The sequence below is a fragment of the Novosphingobium rhizovicinum genome, from assembly GCF_040813635.1.
In the GTDB taxonomy this organism is placed as follows: domain Bacteria; phylum Pseudomonadota; class Alphaproteobacteria; order Sphingomonadales; family Sphingomonadaceae; genus Novosphingobium; species Novosphingobium rhizovicinum.
This window is the reverse complement of record NZ_JBFNXR010000047.1, coordinates 22,674-41,577: the sequence shown is the minus strand read 5'-3', so window position 1 is coordinate 41,577 and position 18,904 is coordinate 22,674. Positions and strand designations below refer to the sequence as shown.

The window sequence follows — 18,904 nt, the reverse complement described above, 5'->3', positions numbered from 1 at the left end:
GGTTGGCGCGGTGCTTCCTGTCATCATCGTTCGCCCCGAGCCGGGCGCCTCGTCGACCCTTCAATCGGCCCTCGGGATGGGGCTCGATGCGCATGCCTATCCGATCTTCACGGTCCGGCCCGTCTTCTGGACTCCTGTCCCGCGCGATGCAGTGGATGCGGTCCTGGTGGGCAGCGCGAACGCGCTCCGTCATGGCGGAGCGGGCCTCAAAACCTTGCACGGCCTCCCCGCCTACTGTGTCGGACAGACCACCGCACAAGCCGCGGAGCGAGCGGGTTTCGTCGTGGTGGCAGTCGGCTCTGGCGGGCTTCAGGGGGTGCTCTCCAGCCTGGATGGAAGCCACCGCCGTCTTCTTCGCTTGGCAGGCGTTTCGCACGTGCCGCTGACGCCTCCTGCGGGAACCACGATGGACACCCGGATCGTCTACGAGAGCGCTGCGGTGCCGGCGTGCGAAGGCCTGACAGATATACTGAAACACCCGGCTGTCGTGCTGCTCCATTCGGGGGAAGCGGCCGCTCACTTCGAGCGTATCTGCACGCAGGCTGCGATCGACCGCTCCCGCATCGCCCTCGCTGCGATCGGGCCTCGCGTGGCTGAGCGCGCGGGTCAGGGGTGGGCGATGGTCAGGAGCGCCGACGAACCCACGGATGCCGCACTTCTGGCCTTGGCCCGCGAGATGTGCCAAGACGCCGCACGGGTGCCATAAACTGCCCGCGAAAGGCTCGATGCAGGACGATATCTCGACCATGACCGTGGCGCCCCGCGCTCGCAGGAGTGGCGGCGGCTACCTTCTGGTGGGGCTGATTGCCTTTCTGCTTGGAATGGCCAGCGTCGGCGCACTCGTCTGGCGCGGCGATCTCGACCGGTTCTTGTCGGCACGCGAACCGGCAGGAGAGGCTGCGGTTACCGCCCCGGCTCCCGCTGTCGCGAATCCTTCGGCCGCCAGCGCATCGCCAGCGGCTCTGGCAGCGATGACCTCCTTGGAAACCCGCCTCGCCCTGCTGGAAGATCGCTTCTCCCGGCTCGATTTCCAGGCGGATGCCGCATCCGGCAATGCCGCGCGCGCAGAGGGACTGCTGATCGCCAATGCCGCGCGCCGAATGATCGAGCGGGGCGAACCTCTGGGCTACGTCGCAGACCAGCTGCGCCTGCGCTTTGCCGACGCCCAACCTCGCGCAGTGGAGACCATCACCGAGTTCGCGCGGCATCCCGTGACGCTCGATCAGCTGAGTGCCCGGCTCGAAGCGCTTGCGCCCGACCTCACGAACAATTCACAGGAACTCAGCTTTTGGCAGCGTGCCCGCCAGGAACTGTCGAGTCTGTTTGTGGTGCGGCGCGATTCGCCCACGCTCGTAGCGCCAGCCGCGCGGATCGATCGCGCCCGCCTGATGCTGACCGCGCGCCGCATGGGCCCCGCCATCGACGAGGTCGAACGCCTGCCGGGAGCCGAGCTGGCCAACAACTGGATCGCAGACGCGCGCCGTTTCCAGAACGTGCAGCGCGCCCTCGACCTGATCGAAACGACGGCAATGCTGGAGCCACGCCGGCTGAAGGACGGCACTGGGCAGGACGTACATCAGCCGAGCCCATTGTCCACGCCAGCGGAGGCAGAAGGCGCAGCCCCGCCGGGCGCGTCGCCTTCGCCGTCCGCTTCGTCGCCGGAAGCCTCGCCCACTCCCGCGAACTGACGCTCAGGCCTCCTGCAGCAACTCCGGCAGCCGTCCGGATACACCCCGCGCCTCGTCCATGAAGAAGCGCTTCAGGACCGGGATGCGCTGCACCGCGCCCATGCCGATTCGCCGCGCAGCCGATGGCAAGCGTCCGGGAATGCCGAACAGGCGGTTCAGCCCGTCGGTCACGGACATGACCATGAAGGCATCCAAACTGCGCCACTTCTCATAGCGGGCAAGCAACTGCGCATCGCCGGGCTCGAGGCCGAGCCGCATGCCGTCGACCAGAACCTCTACCAGCGCGCCGACATCACGCAGCCCAAGGTTGAGGCCTTGCCCCGCGATCGGGTGCATGCCGTGCGCTGCATCGCCAACCACCGCCAGTCGATCCCCCACCACGCGGGCAGCATGATGGAAACGCAGAGGATAGGCCATGCGCGGCGCCGCCAACTCGATTGCACCGAAGATACCGTGCATCCGCTTCGTCACCTCATCGACAAAGATGGCATCGGGCAATTTGCTGATGGCAGGCGCGTCTTTCTGTCCGACAGTCCACACCAGCGCGGACCGATGCTTGCCATCCGCGGTATCGAGCAGCGGGAGCAGTGCGAATGGACCTTCGGGATAGAAAATCTCCCACGCCACCCCGCCATGCGGCTTTTCGTGCGTCAGGCCGGTGACAATGGCGCAGTGGCGATAATCCCACTTCGCGAAGGTCACGCCTGCTTCGTCACGGGTTGGCGACTGGCGCCCCTCCGCCGCGACAAGCAGGCTGCCCGTCAGCTTGCGGCCATCCCCCAGCACCACCGACACGCCGTGCGCGTGACGCTCGCGGCTCACTACCTCTGCGCGCGTGTGCCAGGTGATGGCAGGCTCGGCACGAGCAGCCTCGAACAAGGCCAGCCGCAAGTCACGGTTGGAGAACATGCGCCCCAGGGAGCCCTCTTCGGGCTCCGGCCGGAAGTCGATCCTGCCCGGCTTCATGCCATCGGTAACCGCGATGGAATCGATGGGACAGCCCAGATGCTCCAGCCGCTCGGCAAGTCCGATATTGGTGAACAGGTTCCAACTCGCCGTGGAGACGGCCGAGGCGCGTCCGTCCGCGCCCTCCGCCGTCAATTCGGCAGGATCGGCGCGGTCTACGACATGGCTGGTGATCCCCTGCCGCGCCGCAGCCAAGGCCAGTGTCATGCCGACAAGGCCCCCGCCGAGGATGACTAGGTCGCGGCGCTCAGCCGCAGGTGTAATCGTGTTCGTTTCCGTACTCATCGCCTGCAAGTATCGGCCTGAGTGCCGTCGATGTCGAGACACTGGCCGTCCCATGTCCCTTCGGGCTGCTCCAGACCGATCAGCGCGGCCAGGGTGGGCGCGATATCAACCGTCTTCACGGGGTTCGGTTGCTCGAACCCGGCCACACCCTTGCGCCAGAACAGGATCGGCACGCGCCGGTCGTAATCCCAGGGGCTGCCATGGGTTGCGGTATAGCCCGGCTGCGGATCGCCGGGCACGACACCGCGCCGGGTCATCATCAGGACCTGCCCGGACCGCTCTGGATCGAACGAAGCGCGAACCCGCTGCAGGACCGTCCAGTCTTGCGGGTTGCCCGTTGGCAAAGGCAGCTTCGCCAGCATCTCCGCGCTGTACGCGGCTTCGACCTGCGGGTGAGCAGCCAGCCGCTTGAGCAGCGCCTCCACCACTGTCTTCTGTTGCTTGGGCTTCAGCCCGGGCGCGAGCCAGATGTCTCCGGAAGAACCGGCGCCATGAAGCAGCTGGCCCGAAGCCGTGATGCCCGTATCGTGCGAGATGGCAGCCGAAAGGGCTTCTGCCGTCAGCGCGGGATCGATCCGCTGCGCATTCTCATAACCCTGGAGCTGCAGCCGTTCCGGTGCATCAATGGCGCCGTGGTCGGCGCTTAGGACAGCAACATAATCAATGCCGCGTTTATCCAGCGCATCCATCAGCTTGCCGACGCTCGCGTCGAGCTGCGCGAGCTGGATGCACATCTCCACGCCCTGGTTGCCGTACGCATGGCCGACATAATCGGTGGCCGAAAAGCTGACGGACAGGACATCGGTGTTCGCATCGCGGCCCAGGTTCATCTCGTCGACGAGCCGCACCGCCAGTTCGCCGGTGGCCGTATCCACGCGCGGCGTACGGCCAAACGTCTTGAAGTCGCCGGGCTGAAGCGCAAAGCGCTCCGTGCCTATGGTGAAGTTCTTGATCGGAACGGCACGGGCAACCCTCTCGCACCATTGCGGCGCCGAAAGCGCAGGCGCTCCGCCCTCGATCAACTTGCGCGTGGCCTGGTTCTGCGCCCGGGCTGCAGGCGAAATCGGGCGCTCCTTGTACGATGCGAAGCCATCGCCGCCCCACCAATACGCAGCGTCCGCATGATGCCCGCTCATCATCACCGCGCCACGGTCCTTGCCCGCGACCGCGACATTAAGAGCCGCAGGGTTCGCCTTCTTCATAAGGTCGCCCAAGGTAGGCACCTTGAGATGCCAGCTCGACACCACCGGCTTTCGCGCGGAGCTCGCCGGGTCGCGCTCATCCTCGGAGCAGTATACGATCCGCCCCAGCTTTGGGTCATACCAGTTGTTGGCGATGATCCCGGTTCGAGCCGGATGAGCCCCTGTCAGCAGAGTGGAATGACCCGGACAGGTTTCCGTCGCAGCGTGCGACTGGAAGCCCTGCGGGAATACGGCGCCGCTGGTCAGGCGAGCCAGCCCACCGGTAAAATGTTGCCTGTACTGAGCGAACAGGTCCGCGGACAGCTGATCCACCGAGATCGCCAGGATCAACTGCGGCTTGCCCGCCGGCACCGCTGCTGCCGGTGCAACCGGCGCAACCTGTGCAGAGCGCGAATCCTTGGCCTGCCGCTCCTGGGCTGTGGCAGGCACGGCCAGTGTCAGCGAAAAGACGCTCGCAAGCGAGGCAAGGGCGAAGGGCGCGAGACGCATGTGAGGATTCCTTGAATTGTCCTTGCAGAAGGCGCAGAGGCGTCGATGACCATATTGCCGTCGATGCGCAAGACCCGTCCGCGAAGGCTTGAACAGACACTAACCCGATGAACCTGCGCCGCTATTGCCTTCTTGTTGCGGTCTTATGGCAGTCCTGCTTGATGCTGCTGACGGCGCCCGCATGGGCCGCATCGCCCAATCACATCGCGGCCGAACTGGTCGCCGGTCCAGCTCCCGCTCCCGGCGAAGAGACGCAGCTAGCCATCGTGATGAGGCCGGAGCCCGGCTGGCACGGCTACTGGCTGAACCCCGGAGATGCGGGGCTTGGGATGCAGATGGACTGGACTCTGCCATCTGGAGCGAAGGTCGGAGAACCTCACTACCCGGTACCCCGCACGCTCCTGATCTCGGGGCTGATGAATCACGTCTACGAAGACGAATACGCCGTTCTGGTACCCTTCACGGCACCTGAAAACGCCAAGCCCGGCGCGCAGCTGCCGGTCACGGTGAAGGCACAGTGGCTCGCCTGCACGGACGAGATCTGCGTCCCCGAAAGCGCCGAGCTTGCAGCGACTGTGCGTATCGGACCCGATACTGCTGCTGGCCCGCTAAAGGCGCGTTTCGAGGATTGGACGCAACGCCTCCCCGCGCCGCTGGGAGCAGAGGCAACCTTCGCCTTGAGCGATGACGCTGTACGGTTCGCCATACCGCTTCCCGCCACCGCCTCGCTCGGTCAGCCGCATCTGTTCGTCGCCCACGACAAGCTTGTCGACTATGCCGCGCCACAGGTATTCTCACGCGAGGGCGACATGCTGATTATCAGCATCCCCCGTGCGCGTTTCGCACCGGCTTCGCCTGAAGAGGTGAAGGCCGTCCTGCGGTTGGATGCCGAGGGCAATGGCGTCATCTTCACAGCGCGGCCGGGTGCGGTGCCCGATTCAGGCACGCCGCTGACGACCGGGATCGCGGCCTCCTCTTCCGCACTGCCATGGCTGCTGTTGGGCGCGCTGGTGGGCGGCCTGCTGCTCAACATCATGCCCTGCGTGTTTCCGATCCTGAGCCTCAAGGCGCTGAGCCTTGCGCGGGCAGGCGAAAGCCAGGCACAGGCCCGCGCCGAGGGTCTGGCCTACACGGCCGGTGTTGTACTTGCCTGCCTTGGCCTGGGAGCGATGCTGCTGGGCTTCCGCGCTGCGGGAGAGCAGGTGGGATGGGCGTTCCAGCTTCAGGAGCCGAGCGTCGTCGCGCTGCTCCTGCTGCTCGCATGTGCGATTACTGCCAACCTGCTCGGACTGTTCGAGTTTGGCGTGCCCGGCTTTGCCAGCGAGGGTTCTCCCCAGGGCGCCTTTGCCACCGGACTGCTTGCCGCTTTCGTGGCCACGCCCTGCACCGGCCCCTTCATGGCGACGGCCATGGGCGCGGCGCTGCTGCTCCCCGTCGCTCCGGCGCTCGCCCTGTTCGCAACCCTCGGCTTGGGAATCGCGCTGCCATTCCTGGCAATCGCCTTCATTCCGGCTCTTCGCCGACGTATGCCCAAACCCGGCGCCTGGATGACGGCATTCCGCCGCTGGATGGCCTTGCCGATGGGCTTGACGGCGCTGGCGCTCGCGTGGCTGGCAACGCGTATTGCCGGGCCGTGGTTCGCACTGGTCTCGATTGGACTGGCAGCGCTGCTCGTGGCACTGCTGGCCTTCGCCGGTCACCGCCAAAGGCAAGCCCGGCCTGCAATCCGCCCCACCGCCTTCGGGCTCGTCGTGCTCGGCATCGCCGCGCTGCTGGTCCTTCCCCAGGTAGAGCGCGACCGTGCAGCCGCGGCCGAAAGCCTGCTCGATCCCGAACCTTTCAGCGAATCCGCCCTAGCGCGGGCAAGAGCCTCGGGGCGCCCCGTATTCGCCTGGTTCACCGCCGACTGGTGCCTGACCTGCAAGGTGAACGAGAAGGTCGCGATTGAACGGGAGGAGACCAGGCGCGCCTTTGAGGGTGCAGGCGTGGTGGTCCTCCGTGGCGACTGGACGCGCCGGGATCCTGCGATCACTCGCTACCTCACCTCGCAAGGCGCAGCGGGCGTTCCGCTATACGTATGGTACCCCCGCCAAGGCGCGCCCGAGACATTGCCGCAGGTACTGACACCGGGCACTTTGATCGACAAAGCGTGCCCGGATGGGACCTGTCGCTGAATCGCATCCTACCCGCGGCCTGACTGGGCCTTCAGGTCGTCGATCATCTTTGACGCCTCTGCCTTGGTGAGATTGTCTGAAGGCAGCTCCACATTGGCTTCTTCACACAACGTCGTCAGGTAAGAGGCTTGTGCGCCTGTCATCGGTTCATCGCCTGTAACCCAGTTGTCCGGGTCCTTCTCGGCATTGGAGCCGGGATGCTCCTCAAGCTTGGGATTGTGCAACTGCTCCGACATGATCGCTCCAGATGTTCTTTCTATGTTCCCATGAAACGTCTGGATCGATGCCAAGGTTCCCGAGGGGAGCCGGCACGGCTACGCAGCGCCCACCTCCCCTCGATCACTCAAAATCGTGCGCGCACGCCGCCATAGATCGCCCGGCGTTCCACCGGATAGTAGATCGCCGAAGCGGGCGTCGCGACCAGCACCGCCGAGATATCGCCGGTCGCCTTTTCCGCGGTCAGGTTGCGGGCGTCGAGGAAGACGTCGAACCCGTCTGCCACCGTGGCGCTAGCCGTCACGCCCAAGAGCGCATAGCCACTGGTCCGGTGTGAGTTGGCGTAATCAGCCCATGCGCCTTGCGGCACCCACTCCAAGTTTGGCGCGACATGCACGGCTTTGCCACCTAGCCGCACTTCGGTGCGCAGGAGGTTGCGGGAAACAACGGGCAAGCGATTGTCACCGAACACGCGATCATTGCGAAAGCGGAAATCCGAATACAGCCAGATCTGACGCAGCCGCAGCCAGTCCGCTGCTTCGAACGCAACCTCAGCCTCGACGCCTTGGTGAAGCGTGCGATCCGCGTTGAAGGTCGCAGCCGGGATGCCTGCATTCACATCCACATTGTACTGCAGCAGTTCGCCGTTCAATCGCGCATGATAGAGCGAGACGTCCCAAGTGACCCGGCCCACTCGGCCACGGCTGCCGATCTCCGACGACCAGGCACTTAGCGGGCGGATGGCATCGACAAAAGTGCTGACTCCGCCAACCGTCTGGAACACTTCCCCGAAGCCCGGAAATTCGGCAGAGCGGCTATAGTTTGCATAGAACTGAATGTCAGGCGCAGGCTCGAACAGTAAACCGAACTTGGGCGACAACTGGTCGAAGTGAATGCGCCCATCCTGCGTGGGTGCGGTCGAAAACTGCACCCGCCTTTTGCGGAAGCCGTCCGCATAGATCGCTCCGGCAATCAGTGTCAGTCGATCGGTCGCCGCTACCCGCACTTCGCCGTAGATATTCGCCGTCTGCGCGTCCTGATCGGCATCGAAGGTGAGCGCGCCCCGTTTGCCGTTCGCGTTGACGAACTGGCGAGCTCTCGTACTGCCCCGCCGGATCTCACCGCCCAATGTGAACGACAGAGGCCCAGTTTGATGCTCAAGCCGCGCGAAGCCACCGTAATCTTCCGATTTCTGGTCGATCACCTGAAAAATGGGGTGGAACAGATCCTTGGCGTTGATGAAGGCTCCTGCCTCGAACGTGGTGTTCCCGAGTTCGATTCGCGTGCGGTTCTGAAGGCGAAGCGAATCGACGTCCCGGTGCTGATCGCCAACGAAGTTGCCGGTTTTTGGCCTTTCCAGCGCCATCGCCTCGGTTAAAGCTCCGGGCAGCTCCTGAACGATATGGTTCGCGCTGCCATAGAACCGGGTGCTCACCACGTCGGAGAGCTTTAGCCGGACGTTGAGGTGACCCCGTAGAGAGCGGCGCCCGGCATGGTCGCGATCGCCATCATGGGTATCCGCGCTCACGGCTCCCCAAGCGCTTGCCCTTTCATCTCCTACACCCGCCGAAACCAGGCCTCGGAGGAGATCGAACGAGCCCGCATCGATCCGCGCGTAGATGCCTCGGGAGCTGTCGCCCGTAGGCGTGACGCCATTGATAGCTCCGCCGAGCGTTCCCGACCCGAAGCGCAGAGCGTTGGCTCCGCGGTAGACTTCCAGATGGTCGAAGAAGATCGGTTCGAGTTCCTGAAAGTCACCGTTGTCGTCGGCGAGGTTGATCGGAACACCATCCTGCAGCAACGTAAGTCCGCGCATGTGGAACCCGCGCGACAGCCCGGAGCCCCGGATGGATATCCGAACCTCTTGGCCATAGCGGGGTTGTGAGTAGACACCCGGCGAGAAGGCGAGCGTATCTCTTAACGAGACCACCGTCTTATCGGCATAGTCCTCGTGCCGCACCACATCTGCGCCGCCGGGCGTGCCGCGAACCCGGTCCTCGGCAGCCTCGACGCTTGCGCGCCCGGTGACGATGATGGTCTGATCACCGGCACTCTCTGCGAGTGCAGGCGTGGCGAGAAGGCCCGCAAAAGCGAGCGAGCAAACTGTTATTCTCATGGGATCGTCGTCCTGAATCTGGCGCGCAAGCTGCCGCGCGCCTGGAAGGCTGATACGCAGCCTTACGGCTGCAGCTCAGGCGGCGATCGGAGGCCCTCGCAAGGGCGGACGAAGTTGAGCGGGCGCTGCAAGCTCCGGGACAGGAAGAGGAGCGAAAGCGAGTGCCAGGATGAACGCGAGTGCGAGGGCGAGCAGCGCCGGATCTGCGCCGGGCGTTCCCGCCATGCTCAACGCGGCATAAGGGCAGACCACGCTTTTTGCGTGTTGCGAAGCTCGGTCTTCAGATGTCTGCTGCCGAGGGATCACGATCTCGCGCGTGAGATGCGCACCGCTTGCGTCAGCACAGATCGAGACGGTGAGCACCTGCGCTTCTGCCGAAACCATGAAGCCTGCGGGAACCAGCGCCTTGACGGCCAGCGCGGCCGTCAGCAGCAGCAAAGCACACCAGCGGCGGCTCAGCAGGATGCGGCGGAGTTCCCTCATGGCCGCACGCCTTAGGGAGCAAGCACGGGCCTGTCACTGTCCGCTGGAACTTATCGCAAGAGTCGCGCTGTCCAATGTCACTGCACGCGCGGCGCGATCAACGAAGAAACGATAGGGAGCAGCCTGGTCGCTGGACTGAAAGCCGAGCTGCGAGGCTCCAGGGGAATCCCATTCAAGCGGCGAGATCGCTCCCCGCGGTCCAAGCCAGGTGCCTTCCCGAGGAAATTGGGCAAACCATCCGGCCCTCTCAGCTCGCCAGGCAGAGAGCTCGATCACGAATGCCTCCAGGTCCCGATCACGATGCTCCCAGTCCACCCAGGTAATCGCATTGTCCTGCGCATAGGCATTGTTGTTGCCTTGCTGACTGCGCCCGAACTCGTCGCCTGCAGTGAGCATGATCGCACCGGTAGACGCGAAGAGCGTCCCCAGCATCGCCCGGATATCGAGCTTACGCGCTGCCTCGACCTCAGGGTCACGGCTCGGGCCCTCGACGCCGTTGTTCCACGAGAAATTCTCTCCGTGGCCGTCACGATTCTGCTCGCCGTTCGCCTGGTTGTGCCGTTCGTTGTAGGCGACGGTATCCGCGAGGGTGAACCCGTCATGCGCGGCAAGGAAGTTCACCGAGCGCGAGGGACCGTGCCCGAACAAGTCCGAGGACCCCGCCAGCCGGGTCGCCAGCATGCCGATCGAACCATCGCCCCGCCAGAACCTTCGCAGGTCATCCCGAAAGCGGTCGTTCCATTCGAGCCATTGAGGCGGGAAACGCCCTAGCTGATAACCACCCGGACCAATATCCCAGGGCTCCGCGATAAGCACGCGGTCGGCCAGAAGCGGGTCGGAGGCGATCTCGGCAAACATAGGGGCGTCAGCTGCGAAACCGGGACCCCTGGCGAGAACAGGAGCAAGGTCGAAGCGAAAGCCGTCGACACCACACTGGCCCACGAAATGACGCAGCGCGTCCAGCGTCAGTTTGCGGACATGCGGATTGGCAAAATCCAAAGTGTTGCCGCACCCCGTATCGTTGATCAGCGCCCCGCCGGGAGCATGCGCGTAAGCCGCATTGTCCAGCCCGCGCAGCGATAGCACGCCTCCATGGACGTCGCTTTCACCCGTGTGATTGAACACGAGATCCAGTATCACGCCGATGCCCTGCCCATGCAGAGCGGCCACCGTCTCGCGCAATTCGGCAACGCCTCCCGGGCAGAGTCCCGGATCCAGCGCCATCAGAGCGACCGGATTATAGCCCCAGGCATTGGTGAGGCCGAGCGGAGGCAAGTGCCGCTCGTCGATCCAGGCCACGATCGGCATGAATTCCACAGCGCTGACTCGCAATCGCTTCAGGTGCGCGAGGACGGCCGGATGGGCCAGCGCTGCCACGGTGCCGCGTTGATCTTCGGGAACGTCGGGGTGCAGCATGGTGAAGGCACGGACGTTCAGTTCGTAGATCAGCCCTCCGCGTTCGAAACATGGAGCGCCTGGTCCAACGGCGTCCAAGGGAGCCGGGACAATCGCCTTGGGCACAATAGACCCGGTATCTACTCCGAACTGAGCGAGCGAAGGATGCTGTACAAAGCGGCTATCCAGTTCTTGCGCATAAGGATCGACGAGCAATTTGCTCTCGTCAAACCATCGCCCTTGCTCCGGCCTCCAGTCGCCTGCGGCGCGGTAGCCGTAGCGCGCGCCTGTAAGGTCTCCCGTCAGATCGAGCGTCCAGATGTCTTCATCCCGCCGCATCGCGTGCCGCGTCTCACCGCGACCCTCGAACAGGCACAGCCACACTTGCGTTGCGTGCGGAGCACGGACGCGAAAGCAGGTGCTCGCCCCCTGCACGCTCACTCCTGGCAGGCTGCTCATGAAATCAAGGAGCGGTAGAGTTCCGCATAGGCCCTGCCACTCACGCGCCACGAAAAGTCACACGCCATCCCGTTCTTCTGCATGCGGGCCCATTCTTCGGGTTGGCGGTAGAGCGTCGCTGCCGTCGTCAGCGCGCCAGCGAGGTTATCGCGTGTCACCGCGCCGTGCTGGATTCCGGTGGCCACCCCGGCCGCAAGTGCCGCCGGGTTCGCGTCGATGACTGTGTCAGCAAGCCCGCCAGTGCGGGCCACCACCGGCACACAGCCATAGGCGAGGCCATATAGCTGAGTCAGGCCGCATGGCTCAAACCGGCTTGGCACCAGGATCGCATCGCCACCGCCCTGCATGCGATGCGACAAATCCTCATCGTAGCCGATCCGGACCGCTATGCGTCCGGGATGGCGTGCTGCGGCCGCCTGAAAGCCAGCCTCCAAGCCCGCGTCCCCTGAGCCCAGCACTGCGAGCCGCCCGCCGGTCTCGACAAGATGATCGAGCGTCTCCAGCAGGACGTCCATGCCCTTCTGCCAAGTGAGACGACTGATCACGATGAACAGCGGCCCTCCGCCGCGCGCATCGGCGCTGGCATCCAGACCAAACTCAGCCTCCAGAGCGCGCTTGTTGACCGTGCGGCGCTCCAGGCTTCTCGCATTGAACTGCCTGGCCAGTGCATCGTCCGTCTCTGGATTCCAAACGGCTGAGTCTATGCCGTTCAGGATCCCCGTGACTGCGCCACCTCGAGCCGCGACCACGCCTTCCAGTCCCCTTCCGAACTCCGGTGCGCAAATCTCCCGCGCGTAAGTGGGACTGACAGTCGTAACCGCGGACGCCGCTACAAGCCCTGCCTTCAGCAGGCTCACGCCGCCATGATACTCGACACCGTCGATCGACCATGCCTCTCCGCGCAGGCCCAGACTTGTGAAGACGTCTCCACCATACCAGCCTTGGAATGCCATGTTGTGGATCGTCATCACCGATGGCATTGGCGGCACGCTGTCCGACATGGCCCAGCGCAAATACGCCGGTGCAAGACCTGCCTGCCAGTCATGGGAGTGCAGGACATCGAAGCGGCGAGGCTTTCCGCGCACGAGCATGGCACCGCAGGCAACCTCTGCGGCTGCACGGGAGAGAGCGGCGAAGCGGCGCCAGTTGTCGCCCCAATCCTGTCCCTCAGCGTCCGCATAGGGCGTGCCGGGCCGGTCGAAGAGCCCGGGAGCATCCAGGACAATCAGAGGCGCATCGCCCAGCATCCCGGCGAGGAGACGGGCAGGCTCTCCCAGTAGGTCATCCCACTCGTGAACCACGCGCTGCCGTGGCAAGCGTGCCAGAACCGAGGGGTAACCGGGCAGGAGGGTGGTGATCTCGACGCCATGCGGAGCGACCGCGCCCGGCAAGGCTCCCACCACGTCGGCAAGGCCGCCCGTCTTGACGAACGGCACCGCCTCCGACGCAACCGACAATACGCGAAGAGGCATGATCAGTTGATCAGCCGATCGATCATAGGCTTGGTGATGAGGCAGACGCCATTGCTGCTTCGGTGGAAGCGCAGGGCGTCTTCGACAGGGTCTTGCCCCACGACGAGTCCTTCAGGAATGCGCACGCCCGCATCTATGATCACGCGGCTTAATTCCGCCCCGCGCCCGATATTGCACTGTGGCAGGATCACCGCTTCGTTGCAGCTCGAGAAGCTACCCATCTTCACGCCGGTCATCAAAAGGGAGCGGCGCGCCGTCGCCCCGGACACGATGCAGTCGTTGGAAATGAGCGAGCAGATGGCACTGCCGCGCCGCCCCTCCTCGTCGTGCACGAACTTCGCCGGGGCGGCCACCACCGCGTCGGACCAGATCGGCCAGTCACGATCGTAGAGATCGAGCTTGGGCACAGTGTCGGTAAGGTCAAGGTTGGCATCGAAGTATGCGTCGATCGTGCCGACGTCGCGCCAGTATTCCTCGATCTCATCGGCTGCGCGGATGCAGCTGGCGGTGAAGCGGTGCGCCTGCGCCTTACCGTGCTTGACCAGATAGGGAATAATATCCCCGCCGAAATCGCGCTGCGAGTTCGGATCAGCAGCATCGCGACGCAGCTGCTCGAAGAGGAACTTCGTCTCGAACACGTAAATGCCCATAGAGGCGAGCGCCATGTGTGGCTGACCGGGAATGCCGGGCGGATCGGCTGGCTTCTCGATGAAGGCGGTGATGCGGTCGGTCTCGTCGACATGCATGACCCCGAAGCCCGTCGCATCCATGCGCGGCACCACGAGGCAACCTACAGTCACATCCGCGCCCGAGTTGACGTGCTGCTGCAGCATCAACTCGTAGTCCATCTTGTAGATGTGGTCGCCAGCCAGGATGACCATGTACTTCGGAGCGTGGGCCGCGATGATGTCGATGTTCTGATAGACCGCGTCGGCCGTGCCCTCATACCACTGCGTCTCCGAAACGCGCTGACTGGCGGGCAGAATGTCGAAACTTTCGTTCCGCTCCGGCCGCATGAAGTTCCACGCCCTCTGCATGTGGCGGATGAGGGAGTGCGCCTTGTATTGCGTTGCCACTCCGATGCGCCGGATGCCCGAGTTGATCGCGTTCGAAAGCGCGAAATCGATGATCCGTGCCTTGCCTCCGAAATAGACGGCTGGCTTCGCCCGATTATCCGTCAGTTCCTTGAGGCGGCTGCCGCGACCTCCTGCAAGGACATAGGCCATGGCGTCACGAGCCAGCGGCTGTCCTGATGCTGCCCTCATCTTTCAGTCCCCTCCTGCGGTGCGCCTGCATATTCGAACATGATAGTCGCAAGAGGCGGCAGCGTGACCTCCGCGACACCGTTTTTTGCCTGGACCCGCCCCAGATTGCCGCTTCCGCTTCCTCCATAATAGGGTGAATCGGTGTTCAGCACTTCGCGCCAGTAGCCGTCGCCCGGCAGGGGCAGCTGGTATTTCGTGCGTAAGGCAGGGGTCATGTTGCTGACCACTGCAATCGGCTGGGCCGCGGGGGCTTTGCGCAGCCACGCGAATACCGAGTTTTCGGCATCGTCCACCAGGAGCCACTCGAAGCCCTCCGGCTCGCAGTCCCGTCCGTGGAGTGCGATCTTCTCGCGATAGACACGGTTCAGATCGCGCACCAGATTACGCACGCCTTGGTGGCCCAGAGCCTCACAAAGCTCCCAGTCGAGGGCTCGCTCCTCGCTCCACTCGCGGCGCTGCGCGAACTCCTGTCCCATGAACAGCAGCTTCTTGCCCGGGTAGCCCCACATCATCGCATAGTAGGCGCGCAAGTTGGCGAACTTTTGCCACTCATCGCCAGCCATCTTGTTCAGCAGCGATCCCTTGCCGTGGACCACTTCGTCGTGGCTGAGCGCAAGGACGTAGTTCTCACTGAAGGCGTAGACCAGGCCGAACGTGATGTCCTCGTGGTGATAACGCCGGTGCACCGGGTCGCGCGCCATGTAGCGCAGCGTGTCGTGCATGAAGCCCATGTTCCACTTGAAGCCGAAGCCCAGATTCGAGCGGGCGCCCTCATCGAGCGCCGGCGCGGTCACTCCCGGCCAAGCCGTCGATTCCTCGGCAATCGTCATGAAGCCAGGGTGCGCCTTGTAAACCGCCCGATTGACGCCGCGCAGGAACTCGGCCGCCTCCCAGTTCTCCCGCCCTCCTTCTGGATTCGGGATCCACTCACCCGCTTGGCGCGAGTAATCGCGATACAGCATCGAGGCGACCGCATCCACGCGCAGCCCATCCACATGGTAGCGCTCTGCCCAGAACAGGGCATTGTTTAACAGGAAGCTGCTCACCTCGCGGCGCCCGAAGTTGTAGATCAGAGTGTTCCAGTCAGGGTGGAAGCCGAGCCGCGGATCTTCATGCTCATAAAGCGCCGTTCCGTCGAACCGGACCAGGCCATGCTCATCACTCGGAAAATGTGCAGGCACCCAGTCGATCAGCACGCCGATCCCGGCGCGATGCGCACCGTCCACAAACCGTGCGAAGCCAGCCGGTTCGCCGAACCTAGCCGAGGGAGCATAGAGCCCCGTCGTCTGGTAGCCCCACGAAGGATCATAGGGATGCTCGGAGATCGGCAGGAATTCGATATGGGTGAAGCCCATGTCGACCACATAGGGAATCAGACGCTCGGCCAGGTCATCCCAGTTGAGGAACCAATTCCACCGATCCAGCTGCCACGAACCGGCATGAACTTCATAGATCGAGATCGGGACACGCCGGGGGTCGACGGAGGCCCAATGGCTGCGATGAGCGGCATCGCCCCAATCCGTTTTCACCGGCAGCGATGTTACCGAGGCGGTGTTCGGGCGCACCTCACTTGCAAATGCATAGGGATCGGCTTTCAACGGCTGCACAGCCCCGTCAGCGCCGACGATCCGATACTTGTAGGCCCGGTACTCGCCGATATCCGGGATGAAGATCTCCCAGACGCCGATGTCCTTGCGGTGGCGCATCGGATGGCGGCTTGGGTCCCAATCATTGAAGTCGCCGACGAGACTGACGAGCTGCGCGTTGGGTGCCCATACCGCGAAATGGACGCCCTCTGCGCCTTCGTGCTCGATCAAATGGGCACCCAGCTTGTCGAACAGCCGGTAGTGTGTGCCCTGTGCGATCAGCAGATCGTCCAGTTCGCCAAGCACCGGGCCAAAGGTGTACGGGTCCGTTACCAGCCAGTCGTGCCCGCTGGCCGAACATCGGTAACGGATCGGCTGCCGGGGACCGAAAAACCGGCCCTCAAAAAGCCCGCGCGCGTCCACTAGCCCAAGCGGGCCGAGCGGCCTGCCGTCGAGAGTAAAAGCCTCTGCCTCCTCCGCACCCGGAAGGATCGCGCGCAGCATGGTCCCGCCGGGCCCCTCGTGCACGCCCAGGAGCGAGAACGGGTCCGCATGCTGCCCCTCGATCAGTGCATCGATGGCGCCCTGAGGCGGTTTCACATCACTTTCCAGATATCTCGTGCGTATTCACCGATTGTTCGGTCGGATGAGAACCATCCGACATTAGCAATGTTCCTGAGTGCTGCTGCGCGCCAGCCCGCCTGATCTTCCCACCGCGCATCCACCGCGCGCTGAGCCTGCGTATAGGACTCGAAGTCGGCAGCCACCATGAACCAGTCGCTGTCGTAGATGCCAGCCATCAGTTGAGCATAGCGGTTGGGATCATCGTGCGAGAATACGCCCGTGGCAATCGCTGACACGGCCTGGCTCAGCTCGTGCGAGTTCTCGATCAGCTCACGCGGACGATAGCCATTGGCGCGACGTGCGGCCACCTCCTCGGCGGTAAGGCCGAAGATGACGATGTTCTCGTCGCCGACGCGATCCTTGATCTCGATGTTGGCGCCGTCGAGCGTGCCGATGGTCAGCGCACCGTTCAGCGCGAACTTCATGTTGCCGGTGCCGGACGCTTCCATGCCGGCGGTGGAAATCTGCTCGGACAGATCTGCCGCCGGGATGATGCGCTCCGCCATGCTCACGTTGTAGTTCGGAATGAACAAGACCTTCAGCAGCCCGCCGACCGAGGGGTCCGCGTTGATCCTTCTGGCGATGTCGTTGGTCAGTTTGATGATGAGCTTGGCGTTGTGATAGCTCGGCGCGGCCTTGCCCGCGAAAATCTTGACCCGCGGCACCCAGTCGCGCTCGGGATGGCTGCGGATCTGATCGTACAGCGCAACTGTCTCGATCAGGTTGAGCAGCTGGCGCTTGTACTCATGAATGCGCTTGATCTGGACGTCGAACATGGCATCCGGATCAAGCCGCAGGCCCATCGACTGCTTGATATAGTCAGCTAGCGCCACTTTGTTGGCGCGCTTCACCTGCGCAACCCGCTCCCCCAGCGCAGGATCGTCCGCCAGCGCGTTCAAAGCCGAGAGCTTTTCCGCGTCATCGAGGAAAGCTGGCCCGATCGCATCCTGGATGACGGTCGTCAGCCCCGGATTACACTGCTGGAGCCAGCGACGTGGCGTCACTCCGTTCGTCTTGTTGTTGATGCGGCGGGGATAGAGCTTGTGCAGGTCTGCAAAGACCGTCTTTTTCATCAGCTCGGTATGGAGTGCGGCGACTCCGTTCACCGAGTGCCCGCCTGTAAACGCAAGATTGGCCATCCGCACCCGGCGCTCGCCATTCTCGTCGATGAGCGAGATCGCGGCAATGGCGGCATCATCGAGCCCGGCGCGGCGAGCCTCTCTAAGGACCCGGCTGTTGATCGCGTAGATGATCTGCATGTGCCGCGGCAGCAATCGCTCGAACAGCGGCAGTGGCCATGATTCCAGGGCCTCGGGCAGCAGCGTGTGGTTCGTGTACGAGACAGTGCTCTGGGTGATTCCCCAAGCTTCGTTGAACTCCAGGCCGTGGATATCGACCAGCACCCGCATCAGTTCGGCCACGGCCACGGCTGGATGCGTGTCGTTCAACTGGATCGCGGCCTTGTCCGCCAGCGTACGGATATCCCCATGGTGGCGGACGTGCCGCCGCACGATGTCCTGGATCGACGCGGCCGAGAAGAAGTACTCCTGCCGCAGTCGCAGTTCCTGGCCGGCCTGGTGGGAGTCGGCAGGATAAAGAACCCGGACCAGGGCATCTGCGCGCACCTGATCGGCCAAGGCGCCGGCGTGGTCGCCCGCGTTGAACGCGTCGAGCTTGAGCGGATCGAGAGCAGTGGCAGTCCACAGCCGCAGCGTATTCACGCGCTTGCCACGCCAACCTACGACGGGCGTGTCGATCGCGGTTGCCTCCACTTCCTCCAATGGTTTCCAGAGCACATTGTCGCTCTCGGCCACGACCTCCCCGCCGAAGCCAATGCGATATGTGCTTTCCAGCCGCTCAAACTCCCAGGGGTTGCCGTGCGCAAGCCAGGTCTCCGGCAGCTCTACCTGCCAGCCATCATCGATGCGCTGGCGGAACATGCCGTTGACGTACCGAATGCCGTAACCGTGCGCAGGAATGTCGAGCGTCGCGAGGCTCTCCATGAAGCAGGCGGCCAGACGTCCCAGACCGCCATTGCCCAGCGCCGCGTCCGGCTCCAGTTCCTCCAGGTCGGCGAGGCTCAGCCCATGCGACTCCAGCGCCTCCGCCATCTCGTCGGTTACGCCCAGATTGGACAAGGCATCGCGCAGGAGCCGTCCGATCAGGAACTCCATCGAGAGATAATAGACCCGCTTGCCGCCCTCCTCATACGTGCGGCGCGTGGACTCGATCCAGCGATCGATCACCGTGTCGCGCAAGGCGAAGATAGAGGCCTTGTACCAGTCATGGAGCTTGGCCGCGCGCTCATCCTTCCCAACACGATGCCGTAGCGCGTTCAGGATGTGTGCGTCGGTTTCCGAAGCGGCCGGATTCATGTTTTCCAAGGCGAACTCCTGCTTTGCTGATCTTGCCGGCTGGAGCGCCAGCCTGCCGCGAGGGGACACCTTCAAGCATGCGAGTCCATCGGGTTCGCGACCGAGTGAC

The 18,904-nt window shown here is 63.9% G+C and carries 13 protein-coding genes; 3 read left to right on the top strand and 10 right to left on the bottom strand.

Translation table 11 applies throughout. The annotated features are described in order from the left end of the window. Positions 1 to 10: 10 nt before the first annotated feature. Positions 11 to 706, top strand: a complete 696-nt coding sequence (locus ABUH87_RS11660) for a uroporphyrinogen-III synthase (RefSeq protein ID WP_367773780.1) — start codon at positions 11 to 13, stop codon at positions 704 to 706. Positions 707 to 725: 19 nt separating this feature from the next. Further along, on the top strand, positions 726 to 1,688 hold the full coding sequence (locus tag ABUH87_RS11655) for a hypothetical protein (protein WP_367773777.1): 963 nt from the start codon (positions 726 to 728) through the stop codon (positions 1,686 to 1,688). Between the two features lie 3 nt (positions 1,689 to 1,691). Here the strand turns inward: ABUH87_RS11655 and ABUH87_RS11650 are convergent, their stop codons facing one another. Together ABUH87_RS11650 and ABUH87_RS11645 are read right to left on the bottom strand one after the other, a co-directional pair. Further along, positions 1,692 to 2,939: a UbiH/UbiF/VisC/COQ6 family ubiquinone biosynthesis hydroxylase gene (locus ABUH87_RS11650; protein WP_367773774.1), complete on the bottom strand. Its 1,248-nt coding sequence runs from the start codon at positions 2,937 to 2,939 to the stop codon at positions 1,692 to 1,694. After that, positions 2,936 to 4,630, bottom strand: coding sequence for an alkaline phosphatase family protein (locus ABUH87_RS11645; RefSeq protein ID WP_367773771.1), 1,695 nt, complete (start codon positions 4,628 to 4,630; stop codon positions 2,936 to 2,938). Before ABUH87_RS11645 ends, ABUH87_RS11650 begins: the two co-directional genes overlap by 4 nt. A 107-nt stretch (positions 4,631 to 4,737) precedes the next feature. Here ABUH87_RS11645 and ABUH87_RS11640 point away from each other — a divergent pair, with 107 nt between their 5' ends. Beyond that, a complete protein-coding gene (locus ABUH87_RS11640; RefSeq protein WP_419956693.1) occupies positions 4,738 to 6,804 on the top strand; it encodes a protein-disulfide reductase DsbD family protein in 2,067 nt (688 codons plus the stop codon). An 8-nt stretch (positions 6,805 to 6,812) separates the two neighbouring features. Here the strand turns inward: ABUH87_RS11640 and ABUH87_RS11635 are convergent, their stop codons facing one another. The 8 genes from ABUH87_RS11635 to ABUH87_RS11600 all read right to left on the bottom strand — a co-directional run bounded on the left by ABUH87_RS11635 (position 6,813) and on the right by ABUH87_RS11600 (position 18,795). Next, on the bottom strand, positions 6,813 to 7,040 hold the full coding sequence (locus tag ABUH87_RS11635; RefSeq protein ID WP_367773765.1) for a DUF3072 domain-containing protein: 228 nt from the start codon (positions 7,038 to 7,040) through the stop codon (positions 6,813 to 6,815). Between the two features lie 107 nt (positions 7,041 to 7,147). After that, entirely contained in the window at positions 7,148 to 9,136 is a 1,989-nt protein-coding gene (locus ABUH87_RS11630) for a TonB-dependent receptor family protein (RefSeq protein WP_367773763.1), read from the bottom strand. 75 nt (positions 9,137 to 9,211) lie between these two features. Beyond that, complete coding sequence (locus ABUH87_RS11625; RefSeq protein WP_367773760.1) at positions 9,212 to 9,619, bottom strand: DUF2946 family protein; 408 nt, start codon at positions 9,617 to 9,619, stop codon at positions 9,212 to 9,214. Between the two features lie 33 nt (positions 9,620 to 9,652). Continuing rightward, a complete protein-coding gene (gene glgX / locus ABUH87_RS11620) occupies positions 9,653 to 11,473 on the bottom strand; it encodes a glycogen debranching protein GlgX (protein WP_367773758.1) in 1,821 nt (606 codons plus the stop codon). Next, on the bottom strand, positions 11,470 to 12,945 hold the full coding sequence (glgA, locus tag ABUH87_RS11615) for a glycogen synthase GlgA (RefSeq protein ID WP_367773756.1): 1,476 nt from the start codon (positions 12,943 to 12,945) through the stop codon (positions 11,470 to 11,472). Before glgA ends, glgX begins: the two co-directional genes overlap by 4 nt. Positions 12,946 to 12,947: 2 nt before the next feature. Then, positions 12,948 to 14,210 carry a glucose-1-phosphate adenylyltransferase gene (glgC, locus tag ABUH87_RS11610; RefSeq protein WP_367773748.1) on the bottom strand — a complete coding sequence of 421 codons (1,263 nt, stop codon included), beginning with the start codon at positions 14,208 to 14,210 and terminating at the stop codon, positions 12,948 to 12,950. Next, the gene (gene glgB, locus ABUH87_RS11605) at positions 14,207 to 16,396 is read right to left on the bottom strand and encodes a 1,4-alpha-glucan branching protein GlgB (protein WP_367773745.1); all 2,190 of its coding nucleotides are present in this window, start codon (positions 16,394 to 16,396) and stop codon (positions 14,207 to 14,209) included. The genes glgC and glgB overlap by 4 nt, the downstream gene beginning before the upstream one ends. Then, positions 16,393 to 18,795: a glycogen/starch/alpha-glucan phosphorylase gene (locus ABUH87_RS11600; protein WP_367773851.1), complete on the bottom strand. Its 2,403-nt coding sequence runs from the start codon at positions 18,793 to 18,795 to the stop codon at positions 16,393 to 16,395. Before ABUH87_RS11600 ends, glgB begins: the two co-directional genes overlap by 4 nt. Positions 18,796 to 18,904 lie beyond the last annotated feature (109 nt).